This window comes from Bacillus sp. ME78 (assembly GCF_903970865.1).
In the GTDB taxonomy this organism is placed as follows: domain Bacteria; phylum Bacillota; class Bacilli; order Bacillales; family Bacillaceae_G; genus Bacillus_A; species Bacillus_A cereus.
Genome location: NZ_CAJCKK010000005.1, coordinates 129,515 through 141,773, shown reverse-complemented (window position 1 = coordinate 141,773; position 12,259 = coordinate 129,515). Strand labels below are relative to the sequence as shown.

Sequence of the window (12,259 nt, the reverse complement as noted above, 5' to 3'; positions counted from 1 at the left end):
CCTTTCAATCTATTAATATCATAACAATTAGATTATAAACTATATTCACACTATTTTTAAAGGGTTAGTTTACAAAAAAATAGTATTTTTTTGCAAATTACCCCAGTTTTATATTTTTTCTGTCGATTCTAACCATTTTCTAGCAATCTTTTTTGTTAAATCATGTAGTAAATGTAGTGGTGTAAAAGCACATTTTACTTTCATAGGTTTCCTGCGTACAAAATATCCTTCCCCACTCTGGAATTCTTGATCCATTTCCGTATGCTTGAGCTTTATATTAAAGAAATACACATCATTATTTTGCGTAGTGCCTAATAAATAACTACAGCTTCGTTTTCTGATTTCCGCAAACCATTTTTCATGTGAATAATTAGTTACACTTGAAGTTGTAGCAGCTGCAACAAAATGGATCCCTTTATTTCTTCCATTTTGAACAATTTGCTCTATTTTATTTTTCGCATCAAAATCAGTAGATAATAACGCCAGCATTTGATCAATATCATCAATAACAATAATAATCCTTGAATATGGAAATTTCATTTTTTCATTTGGATTTAAAGACGGCATGACCACTTCTCTGTTATTTATTACTTCTAGCAGCTCATCTAACATTTCTTTTAATTGCATTCCATCTGTAATTCGCTTTTTAACATGTGGTAATTCTCCAAGAGCCAAAATACCCGTTGTTTTTTCACTTAAATCAATCATGAATAATTCAATTTCTTCAGGTGCATGTTGATAGGTAAGAGAAAAAATTAGTGTTTGTAATAAAGATGTCTTACCACCTTCAATTCTTCCTCCAATGAAAATATTTGTCATTTCCTCCAATGAAAAGTTTTGCAAGCGAATATCTTCTGTTTCGATACCTACACAAATTTGTGACGATTCTGATTGCTCTAGCATGTCTTCAATAAACAACTGTTTCGGAACCATTGGAATTGATTTTGCTTTCTCTCCAGTCCATGCTCCATTCATTTTTTGAATAATTGTTTTTAATTGCTTAGAATATTCCAATTCATTTTCTCCAATGAAAGGCAATGCTGCTTGGAATAGTTCTGGGGGCTGCCCTTTCGCTAAACCACGTCCAGATGGTACATCAATTAATGGGAAGTTTGGTCTTCCAACTAAACTATAATATTCTGTTCTATCTTGTAATTCAAACGAAATTGCCATCGGAATATTGTTACGAACACGGTCAAACATATCAGTTGTTTGGTTGAGTGATAAATGAAAAGAAATACCGTACGTACTTGATTCACGTAATAATTGCTCTAAAATTTCATTTTCCTTCTCATACTCACTACGGAACCTAATATAACCATCTATCATTACGACAATAGCTGGAATCTTTGTTTCTACCATTCGGTTATACATCGCGAAAGATTTTGCTCCCCTATCAGAAAAACATTCTTTTCGATATGTGACTTCCTTCTTCAAAAAGCTAAACAACCGTTTCATTTTTTCAACTTCGTCTTCTTGTACAATTCCACCCACATGTGGTAAATCTCTAAAGTCTAAAAACATGCGACCAAAATCAACTACATAGAAGTTTACTTCCTCTGGTGTATGAGACAATGCCAGAGACATAATAATTGTTTGTAATAGAGTCGTTTTTCCTGTACCTGGCATACCGTAAATATTTAAATGCCCCTCTTGAACATCTAATTTCAAAGGATACTGCGCTTGATTTGCCACATCGTCGATTAGTCCTACCGTTAACTGCAATTTATCTTCTCTTTGCTTCCATACATCCGCATTCCAATTCTCTATTTCATAGAATTGATTTAATAATAGTTTCTCTGGTAAAGGTGCTAACCAAGGTCCTGGCAACGCTGTAATATTTTCTTTTTCGGATACGTTCTGTACATATTGAATAAAAGCTTGTAATTGCTTTGGACTATTTGTCATTGGTTTTGGACGCTTTTTCACTTTTATTCTTTCACCCGAGAGCTTAACTTCTGTAAAATCAACAATATCAAGAACTTTCTCTTCATCTGGATTATAAGGTGCTCCGCTCCATGCTGATTGGAATAATTCCAATACTTCATTGCTACCAACTTGGAGATACCCTCGTCCTGGTACATTGATTTTTGATGCATCTGGAATCTTTAACATTTCACGACTATCCGCATCATCTTGGACACGTAAACAAATTCGAAAACGCGAGTTACTCCAAATCTTGTCATTTACAACCCCCGAAGGTTTTTGGGTTGCTAATAATAAGTGAACTCCTAATGTCCTTCCTATTGCAGCGACACTAATTAGCTCGTCCATAAATTCTGGTTGTTCCTTTTTCATTTGAGCAAACTCATCAATGACAATAAATAAATGTGGCAAAGGTTCTTTTTCACGCCAGCTTGTTTCATAATATTCATCTAAATGTTGAACATTCCCAGCCTGAATAAACAATTTTTGTCTTCTCTCTAATTCCGCCTTTAATGATATTCTTGCACGCTCAATTAAGTTCGGATCTTCTAAGTTTGTAATAGATGCGATAATATGTGGTAATCCTGCAAATGTGTTTGACATTCCGCCACCCTTATAATCGATAAGCATAAATGCCATCTCATGAGGGTGATAGGTAGCCGCTAATGCGGCTATAATAGACTGAATCACTTCACTTTTCCCTGAACCTGTTGTACCAGCCATTAAACCATGCGGACCATGTCCTTTCTTCTCAATTTTATCGTGAATATTTAGAAACACAGGTTTACTTCCTTCTCTTACACCGATTGGAACCGGCAATGAAGTCGGATATCGATTTTTATCCCATCTCTCTAGCACTTGTAACTCTTCCATTTTTTTCACTTGAAACAAATCTAAAAAAGTTAATACTTTCGGTATGTTAGCCGCTGTAGAACTTTTCATTCGAATAGGAGCAATACTTCGCGCACCTGATTCACATCGTTCGAATGAAAGTCGGTCTACTTTAAAACTAGCACGCGTTGTCCCGCTATTTTCAGCTGAGCTTGAAAATGTTTCTACTAACTCACCATTTTCTCCGTTTAAGCTAATAACAAGATCACATTCCATCGGCAATCGTTCTCTCTGTTCTGCAAATATAAACGTAGATGCTCCGACACTTTCTCCTTCTCTAAGTAACATTGGAATTAGAGGATCATCCTCTAAAAACTCTCTCGCAGATAAGAAAAATACATAAATTGGGATTAAAGGTATTTTCGCATCCGCCTGTGCAGAGGAATTATAAATTCTACGCATATTAAGTGGTGTGAACAACGCTTCAGCTAATTTCTGAGCGTCTTGTTGATTTTCAGATAGAAAACGCATACTCCTCTGCTCATCCCATACATGAGGAAGCCATCTCATCCAATCCCATTGTTTTTTCTCCTTCTCATGATAAAAGGCTGCTATTTTCACTTCATTTGGCGCATGATGTGTCATAATTTGCGTCGTTACAATTCGAATAAAGTTCAACCTATCCTCTTTATTTCCAACTACACCAATTACATCATTTTTTTTCAAAGATATTGAAATATGTCCATTAGGAATTGTAGTAAAATCCCTTTTGACATTTTGTGCTTCTGTAACTAATGGATTTTCTTCGTAGCCTTTCTGCTCAGGCACTTTCAACTCTACAAGGAATGGCCTTTCCCCCGTTCCAATACGAATATCTAAAAAATCTGGGCTTTCGGGTGTTCGCTCCCATAAGTTACTTTCTTGATTTTCAATTCTTTGCACACTTTTTAATGGACTTGGATTTTGTGTAATTAAATACTTTGCTTGTTCAACCTTTAACGTATCTAATTCCACTCGACGCTTTTGAATTTGCTCTAAGTATCTTGTTTGTAATTGTTCAACCATTTGACGATGTTCTTTCTTTCTACGTAAATGCCCCATCGATGTAAATATATATGACCCTAACATAGGAATACTAGAAACCATCATAAGAGGCATATAGCTTGAATTCATTTTCATAACCTTCATCATCACAAAGTATAATACTAGCGTCAAAATTGTCATCGCCGCTGGCAATATCATCGTTTCAATTGAAAATTTCGGCTCCTCCGGTATATTCGGTGGATCATGAATAATAACATTCCCTGTTGGTATATCTACTTTCACACGCGGAGAGCGTTGAAAATACGGTGATTTTTGCACAAAACATTTCTCCTTCCCCATCCAAAAACTATTACTCAATGATTTTCCATACATAATCTTCTTCACTAGAAGACATATCTTGTTTAACAGGTTCATTATAAACTTCTTCTGCTGGCATCATTTCAAAAGAAGGGATAATTGCTCCTTTTTTATGTAGCATTACATATTGTCCGTCCCACACATCATTATCGCGTAACGTTTCATCATTTCGAATAGAATGCCACTCTTCTTTATCTTTTGCCACTCTAATTTCATAGATCTCGCTTAATGCTTCATCTATTTTTTCATGATGTAAAATCGCTTCAATAATTTGCACCACTTTTACGTCATTTGGAATTGCAATATCAATTTCTTCATTTGACTGTTTTATGTATGTCACAATAATCTCTTCCACATTTATTCACCTTTTTCTCCATCATGTTTGTTACCAAGAAACATCTAAAAATGAAATATCATCGCTTGTCGGAGAGTTCTGTGCCCTCTCAATTTCTTTTAACACTTCCTCAAAATTATACTGCATAAGCGGCACAAGTCCGTCTGAGTGAATAACTATCCGATTAGCTTCTTGCCTAGATAATGCCTTTGAAAAAACCGCCAATTCCCCACCAATAATGCCTCGCTGTGTAGACCATCTTTTCTCTATATTTCTATTAAACTTCATTATATTCGAACAATTCTCCTTATCTTGAAACAATTGTACAAATGAATCACCATGTGTAACTATCGTTATTTGTACTTTATCTTGATTTGGAATGAGTTCTATTTTCCCGCCAATAAACATCGTTTCACTACCTTTTGTTCGCTTTTCTTCCAAAACATCAAGTAGTAACCACGGTGTTTCTTCTGGCAAGCGAAATGCACTCACTTCCTCTGAAGCTTCTTCTATCCAATTATTTAACTGTTCATTTAATAATGTAGCAATATCCAGTCCACTTTCTTGACATGTATCAAACAAGTTTACTAACTTCATACCAAGAAATTTCGCAGCGATTTCACCATGAAAAGACATTCCTACACCATCACATAATGCAAAGGTAACACTAGTCCCATTATCTTGAAATATAAGAAAATCTTGTCCACTCTCATTTAAGTCTTGCGTTTCTTTAGCTCTTACGTAACTATATCGATATGTAAAATTTTCACCTTTCTTCTCTTGTAATACTGTTTCTTTTTCTTGCGACAGGATATACTTCACTATTTTTCTCCCTCCTATCGAACCGGCGTTGCAGCAGACATTTGAAATCCAAGTGATACTAAATCTGCATTTGTACCTGGAAACATCATCACTGCACCATCCCCAATATGAAAACCATACTCAGTCATCATCTCACGATAACTTTGAGGGATAGGAGAGGAAAGTCGTTGCAACTTTGCACCATATTCATCCGTAATTTCTGTATGTGGCATAATCCCTTCCCACTTCTTTATACTAGTAATTTGTTCTTGCATAATTTCATCCGAAATAAAGATATTTTCAATTAGTACATTTCCATCAGGTACAGACATATTCATAATTCTTCGCACAATTAATTCTGGATCTTCGCCAGTTGAAGCACCATCTGTCATATGACAAACAACAGGAGCTGGCCCATCTTGTAAATTCGGTAATTCCTTTTGCAATAACTTCTCCACTACAGAGAAAGCCTTTGCTGTATCAGTTAAACGATGCGTTTGAATTTTTTCTAGTGGACGTAGTCTTGCTACTTCATCTATTGTTTTCACCCCACCCAAAAGATCAAAAACTTGATCGCTATAAGCTAAAATAGATAACTTATATCTTGGAAGCAATCGACTACCTTTTGTCGAACGAAATACCATTTGGCGAATTGCTAAAGAAAGAGCATCCGTTACAATGTCAATTCTCCTTTTTTCTTCTCCCTCTACATCCATCATTTGATTCATTGATGCGCTTACATCAAGAAGATAGATTATATAAGCTGGTGTTTGTTGTGTTGCTTGAGTTTGATATAACATGTTTCATACCCTTCCATACATTATTATATGAACTTTTTTTATATTCACATTTCATTATAACTTATGAATTTTCTTTTTCTCAATTTATTATAAAATGTTCTCGATATAATTTACATATTTTCACACAAAAAGACATTTTTCTTCTCTTTAACTTATGTTTAAATATACAAAACCCTTCTATATTCATAGAAGGGTTTTGTATATTATGGTATAAGACGAGTACAATCTCTCGGAAAAGCACTCGCCTCTCGTACATTTGTTAATTCTAATAGTTTATATACAATCCTTTCTAACCCAATTCCGAAACCTCCATGCGGGGGACAACCGTATCGGAATGTATTTAAATAAGATTGAAATTTCTCTGGGTGTAATCCTTTTTCTTTAAACGAAGCGAGTAACATTTCATAATTATGAATTCGCTGTGCCCCTGACGTTATTTCTAACCCTTTATATAATAAGTCGAATGAATCAGTAATAGCTGGATTCTCTTTATTTTGCATCGTATACATCGGTCTCGCTTCTTTCGGATAATGTGTAATGAAAACAAATTCACTATTATATGTTTCCTTTACATATTTCCCTAGTAACTTTTCACCTTCTGTATCTAAATCCCCTACAGGAGATTCTTTACGATACTTACTTTTCAAAATTTCTTGTGCTTCTAACAATGTAATTTTAGGTATTTCAGTAATAACAGGTACTTCTATTTGTAATAGTTGTAGTTCTATTTCACATTTTTTCGCTACTTGTTGAAACATATATCGTAAAACATCCGTTTCTAGTTGCATCACTTCATAAAAATCATGAATAAAACCAAGCTCTACGTCTAACGATATATATTCATTCAAATGACGGGAAGAATTATGATGTTCCGCTCTATATACAGGTGCAATTTCAAAAACACGTTCTAGTCCCCCAGCCACCATCATTTGCTTGTAGAACTGTGGTGATTGTGCTAAATAAGCTTCTTTTTGGAAGTATGGAAGCTTAAAAACATTTGCTCCTCCTTCTGCCCCTTGTGAAACAATTTTCGGAGTAAATATACGTGTGAAATCGTTCTCTATTAGAAATTCACTAAAGCTCTGAACGAGTGTAGATTTCACTTTAAAAATCGCTGCAGTTCGCTCATGCCTTAATGATATTACCCGCTCATTAAGTAGTTGATCTAAGCCAACTTGTAACTTCTTTTTATTTATTTCAAATGGAAGTGGCTCTGCACCGTTTATTACTTTCACTTCATGAGCAAGTACTTCAATACCCAATTCCGTTTTCGACGTCTCGACTATCTCACCGATTACATGGACAACACTTTCTACATCAACTTTATATCCGGCCAATTCATTTTCTAATACACATTGAATTACTCCTGTTCTGTCCCGTAATAATAAAAAACTAACATTTCCAAGGTGCCGAATTTTTTTTACCCATCCTTGAAGTAATACAACCTTTCCACTTTGCTTTGTACATTCTTTTGTGAGTGAACGCTTCATTATTGAATCCATTATTTTTCCCTCCAGTAATTTTATATTTATTTACGTTATTGTTGTCATCGTCATCATCCACGGTCACTCACCCCCTTTCAAAGAATACAAAAATCCGCCCCTATAAATAGGGACGGATTTTTTTCCGCGGTACCACCCAAATTGTCATACTGACCATCTTAGCCCTGATAACGGTAGGTACCGTTTGCTTTTACTAATAATCACGTTCAAAGCAACACTCACAGGTGTCTTTCCATCATGCGGTATCGCAACCTTCCCAGCAACCGGCTGCTCTCTGTAGACCTTTGCACCATGTACTTTTCCTGATCATCACTTTTTATATTTACAGAGTATTCTAACTCTTCATTTTATAAAATGCAAGCCTTTTTTGAAACATTCTGACTTTCTTACTCCTAACTTCTTCTAAAGTGTGAAAGTTAATTTTGTAATACATATTCTTATGTATCAAATTCGAAATTACACCTCTAATGTTTTTCCAATTTTTACATAAAACCCAATTCATTTACGCATATTAATAAAAAATTTTATAGCGAGGTGTGTATATGCAAAAAGCAATTAGTTTCTTTCTCCTATTGTTTTGCCTAATTGTAGTAAACGAAACATACGCCTATTCACCAAAATCTTTACCAATCTCTCAAAACTCTGATCAATGGCAAGTGAATATTGATAAACCGAAAAAAACAAACAAGAATATGCTTCAAGCTAAAAAAGATGAATTTCAAACATATCATTTTTCAGTAAAGAATGTCGGGAATAGTGAGGTATATAACGTAAACGTCGAAGTATTCCGCAACGAACCAAATAAGAAAACGAAATATGAACTCTTTTCCCTAAAGGAAAGTCGTTTAGCAAGTGGAAAAACTGGATTTGAACACGCTAATTTACCTGTTGCTACAAAAGCGGATGAGGTTGATGTTATTATTACATGGCAAGAACACCCTTTCCGTTCGATGCGGAATGGTCAAAAAGTTGAATCTAGAAAATTTAAAGAGCATTTTGTTTTTAAAGAAGCTAAAAAGTAAAGGGAATACGGATATATTCACACTATCATTGATATAGCTTTATTTACTAGTACCAGTTCATAAGCAAATTAAAAAGTCGTGGCTTATAAATGCCACGACTTTTTATATTAATTCGTACTAATGCCTCTCGCTGCCCAAATGCGATCGATATCAGCAGCATGTTGTCCGCCATATAAAAGAGCATCCGCTTGCTTAATCGCTTTTGCTCCATCACTGAATTTAGAGTTTGGTGTTAATGACCAGTGTGATTGTAAAATGATTTTTGTTGCTACATCACGGCCAAAAGCGTTTGCCATTTCGTATTGACCTTGAGCCCAAATTTCACCATCATCATGCACTTCATTCGTTATATCTTTCGGATATACTTTATTCGTATCTAATCGGCGTAAGCATGTTGGATCTGAACTAGAATAAGCTGTCGCATCCCATTCTCCAACACATGCTTTTCCGTATCCTGTAGTCGATACTGCATCTTCATATGTAGCACCTAAGAAGTCGCCAAATCCTTCTCCCATCGCTCCGCCTTCTGCTGAACTACCAAAGCCAGGAACTTGGTTATCTTGAATCGAATGCCCATACTCATGTGCGATAATACCAGCATCTTCTGCATCATCAACACCGCCAGTACCGAAAGTTAAAGCTTTTGTTGATGGAGAATAGAATGAGTTATCATCAGTTGTACCATTAACATTCACTTTTATCGAACGGTTATTAATATTTTTAAAACCTAACCCTTGAATGTAACGCTGTAATGTATCGATATGATAATACGACATCACGTCTTCAAAGCTATCATTTGCACGTGTATAGTTGAATTGTAAGTTTGTAGATTTTGTTTTTGCTTTTGAAGAAATCGTTACATACTCTCCAATTAAAAATCCTGTTCCATCTAAGCCTTTTAACGTAACAGTTTTCAGTTGGTTCGTTAGAGCTGTTGAATCTGCATCGTTATTATCTTTTAAGCCTACTTTACTACCGCTAGATACGACTGGGTTAGGTAAAAATACTTTTCCTGACCCTTCAGCTTTTCGGTTTATATCAACCTTTTTAATTAACTTTCCATTTTCTGCATCAATAAATGTTTCCCATGCACCAAATGGATTATTAGAATGAACTACAACTTTATATACTGGACGAGCCATTCCTTCTTCAACAATATATCCGAATTCTTTCTCTGTAGGAGCCCATAAGTTTTGCTCACTTGCTTCTCCAACATACGCCATTGATTTTTGTATTGCATCTTTTTCACTAATTTTTGTCGTTACTTCCTTCACACCTGTAACAGGCTGATAATCAGAAACAGCGAGTACTCCCTTTCCCTCTCCGTTAAGAGTAACTGTAATTTGTTTTGAAAATACAGGCGCACCGTTAACAACTTGTTGGAACCTAACATATGAAGCTACTGACGTTTCTGTTGTAGAAATATATTGCAAGTCTGAAAGGTCTGTTTTCAATCCATACTGCGCAGCATTTTCTTTTAAATATTCAATTGCTTTTTTCTGTGGCGAATAAGCTTCTAACTTTACTTGCTGTTGTTTTTCCAATGCCGAAACCGTAGAAATTGTCCCCATTACTAACGGCACAGTCATTGCCATTGCCACCATTTTTTTATTAAACATAGAACCACTCCCCCTAATAAAGTAGCTCAACCTTATCCCATTACCACTAGGCAATCATTCCCCGCAAAACGGATGGATAAAAATTGAATCTACGAGTAATTCTCTATGGACACTTCTATTACCTTTCCATTTAGGGTAAGTGAAATTTTCTCAATATTTATGTGTAAAGTGAACACAATATTTTAGAAATATATTTCTAAAGAAATTCCTTAACTCTTAAACTTTTTAAATGACTTTGTAAAAACAGGCCACTTTTTACCTAACGGTAGGTTGAAAAAAATATTAATGAATGATACGATTTATATAACCTTTTTTTAGGAGGCTTTATTATGAGCAAAAGTGCAGAAACACTCTCTTCAATTATGGAAGCAAGCTATCGACTGTTTGCCGGACATGGTATTATCAAAACGACTTATTCAATGATTGCTGAAGAAGTCGGAATTGCTAAACCGTCCATTTATTATTACTTTAAATCTAAAGATGCATTAATCGAATGTATTTTCACAGGATTATGTGCTGCGATGCAGTTTTCTTCCTTCTTCCATACAGAAGAGTTTACGAAAGAAAATTTTATTGACAAATGCATTGAAATTGGATTCAAAATAATTGATGAACAGCAGAACGATCCTTATTTTAATCGTGTGTTGCAAGAATATGTATTACTATCTTCAAGAAATGATATGTACAAAGATCGATTACTAACTGTGCAAACAGAATATTTACAAGGATTTGAATCCCTCCTTACAAAAGCAAATGAGCTTCAATTGATTGAAAATAAAAATCTAGTTTCAAAAGCTCATATGTTAGCATTAGTGCTTGATAATGTCGGGAATTTTATGATGTTACATGTGGATATAGATTATAGACAAATATGGATGGAAGCTGTAAACAGTATTTTTGAAAGAAGGGATTGAATTGAATACTAAAAAACGAATTATCGGCTTAGACTTTGCTAGAGCTTTGGCGATGTTTGGTATGCTGCTTGTTAATTTTATGGTGATAACAGGTGCAGAAGGAAATGGTCCCCCATTTTTAATAACTTTCATGTCACTTTTTGAAGGTAGAGCTTCTGCCTTGTTTGTTATACTTGCTGGAATTGGCATATCTTTAATGACTAGATCATCTGTTGCTAGAAATGAAAAAATAAAAATTTCTAATAGCCGAAAAATCATCTGGAAACGGGCACTATTCTTATTTATTTTAGGATTATTTTTATACGTAATGGAGTGGACTGGGGATATATTACACTACTACGGTGTTTACCTTTTCGTTGCTGCATTACTCATTACAGTCCGAAAAAAAGCATTACTCTTGTTATCTATTATTATCCTACTCTTGGCACAATCTCTTCAGCTTACTTTCAATACTTTCGAAGGTTGGGGAGGCCCTACTCCATTTATAAACTATGTAGACTTCTGGACAATAAACGGTTTTCTTCGCAATTTATTCTTTAATGGTTATCACCCTTTTTTCCCATGGTTTTCGTTCTTCTTAATCGGTATGATAATTGGAAGATTAGATCTTCATAATAAAAAGATTAGAGATAGGTTGCTCTTGCTCGGTATTACATTCACCATACTGATAGAACTTTTATCAAAAGGGCTCACATACTACTTCATTCCACACATTGGCAAAGAAGCTGCTACATTTTTGTTTAATACAGGACCCATTTTACCAAATATATTATATATTTTATCTGCTACAGGATCCGCTATTGCTATATTAATAATTTGTCTCTATTCCGCTGAAAAATATGAAAATAATTGGTTTGTTACTTCCATTATACAAACAGGTCAATTAACATTAACTCATTATGTAAGTCATGTATTTATCGGTATTGGAGCATTAATTCTATTCGATAGAATGGAACATCAAACACTACTTTTCGTTTTATTATTTGCTACTATATTTTTCATTTTCAGTATTTTGTTTAGCGTATTATGGAGAAAGAAATTTTCTAGAGGACCTATTGAATGGATTATGAGGAAATTAGCTAGTTAATTTACCTCCATACGAAAAAGGA

The 12,259-nt window shown here is 34.8% G+C and carries 9 protein-coding genes and 1 other annotated feature; of the genes, 3 read left to right on the top strand and 6 right to left on the bottom strand.

The genetic code is table 11. From position 1 onward, the window contains the following. Nucleotides 1–108 precede the first annotated feature (108 nt). The 5 genes from essC to aspS all read right to left on the bottom strand — a co-directional run bounded on the left by essC (nucleotide 109) and on the right by aspS (nucleotide 7,595). Nucleotides 109–4,119, bottom strand: a complete 4,011-nt coding sequence (gene essC, locus H6481_RS09040) for a type VII secretion protein EssC (protein WP_001172772.1) — start codon at nucleotides 4,117–4,119, stop codon at nucleotides 109–111. Nucleotides 4,120–4,150: 31 nt separating this feature from the next. Then, nucleotides 4,151–4,513: an EsaB/YukD family protein gene (locus tag H6481_RS09035; protein ID WP_000391139.1), complete on the bottom strand. Its 363-nt coding sequence runs from the start codon at nucleotides 4,511–4,513 to the stop codon at nucleotides 4,151–4,153. 30 nt (nucleotides 4,514–4,543) lie between these two features. Next, nucleotides 4,544–5,317 carry a hypothetical protein gene (locus H6481_RS09030; protein WP_024927870.1) on the bottom strand — a complete coding sequence of 258 codons (774 nt, stop codon included), beginning with the start codon at nucleotides 5,315–5,317 and terminating at the stop codon, nucleotides 4,544–4,546. Nucleotides 5,318–5,328: 11 nt separating this feature from the next. Then, nucleotides 5,329–6,093 carry a vWA domain-containing protein gene (locus H6481_RS09025; protein ID WP_000966848.1) on the bottom strand — a complete coding sequence of 255 codons (765 nt, stop codon included), beginning with the start codon at nucleotides 6,091–6,093 and terminating at the stop codon, nucleotides 5,329–5,331. Nucleotides 6,094–6,296: 203 nt separating this feature from the next. Then, complete coding sequence (aspS, locus tag H6481_RS09020) at nucleotides 6,297–7,595, bottom strand: aspartate--tRNA(Asn) ligase (protein ID WP_097961541.1); 1,299 nt, start codon at nucleotides 7,593–7,595, stop codon at nucleotides 6,297–6,299. A 105-nt stretch (nucleotides 7,596–7,700) separates the two neighbouring features. Next, nucleotides 7,701–7,914 (bottom strand) — a binding site (T-box leader). A 223-nt stretch (nucleotides 7,915–8,137) separates the two neighbouring features. Between aspS and H6481_RS09015 the strand changes: the two genes are divergently transcribed. Next, nucleotides 8,138–8,617 carry a hypothetical protein gene (locus H6481_RS09015; protein ID WP_001167912.1) on the top strand — a complete coding sequence of 160 codons (480 nt, stop codon included), beginning with the start codon at nucleotides 8,138–8,140 and terminating at the stop codon, nucleotides 8,615–8,617. Nucleotides 8,618–8,724: 107 nt separating this feature from the next. Here the strand turns inward: H6481_RS09015 and H6481_RS09010 are convergent, their stop codons facing one another. Continuing rightward, nucleotides 8,725–10,236 carry a M36 family metallopeptidase gene (locus tag H6481_RS09010; protein ID WP_120460380.1) on the bottom strand — a complete coding sequence of 504 codons (1,512 nt, stop codon included), beginning with the start codon at nucleotides 10,234–10,236 and terminating at the stop codon, nucleotides 8,725–8,727. Nucleotides 10,237–10,565: 329 nt separating this feature from the next. On the opposite strand from H6481_RS09010, the gene H6481_RS09005 reads away from it, so the two are divergent. Together H6481_RS09005 and H6481_RS09000 are read left to right on the top strand one after the other, a co-directional pair. Beyond that, the gene (locus H6481_RS09005) at nucleotides 10,566–11,150 is read left to right on the top strand and encodes a TetR/AcrR family transcriptional regulator (protein ID WP_182811493.1); all 585 of its coding nucleotides are present in this window, start codon (nucleotides 10,566–10,568) and stop codon (nucleotides 11,148–11,150) included. A 1-nt stretch (nucleotide 11,151) separates the two neighbouring features. Next, nucleotides 11,152–12,237, top strand: coding sequence for a heparan-alpha-glucosaminide N-acetyltransferase domain-containing protein (locus H6481_RS09000; RefSeq protein ID WP_141538301.1), 1,086 nt, complete (start codon nucleotides 11,152–11,154; stop codon nucleotides 12,235–12,237). Nucleotides 12,238–12,259 lie beyond the last annotated feature (22 nt).

Bases quoted from the DNA above. Each gene is read 5' to 3' on its own strand.
- H6481_RS09025 (WP_000966848.1), bottom strand. From the start codon at position 6,093: ATGTTATATCAAACTCAAGCAACACAACAAACACCAGCTTATATAATC.
- aspS (WP_097961541.1), bottom strand. From the start codon at position 7,595: ATGGATTCAATAATGAAGCGTTCACTCACAAAAGAATGTACAAAGCAA.
- H6481_RS09015 (WP_001167912.1), top strand. From the start codon at position 8,138: ATGCAAAAAGCAATTAGTTTCTTTCTCCTATTGTTTTGCCTAATTGTA.
- H6481_RS09010 (WP_120460380.1), bottom strand. From the start codon at position 10,236: ATGTTTAATAAAAAAATGGTGGCAATGGCAATGACTGTGCCGTTAGTA.
- H6481_RS09005 (WP_182811493.1), top strand. From the start codon at position 10,566: ATGAGCAAAAGTGCAGAAACACTCTCTTCAATTATGGAAGCAAGCTAT.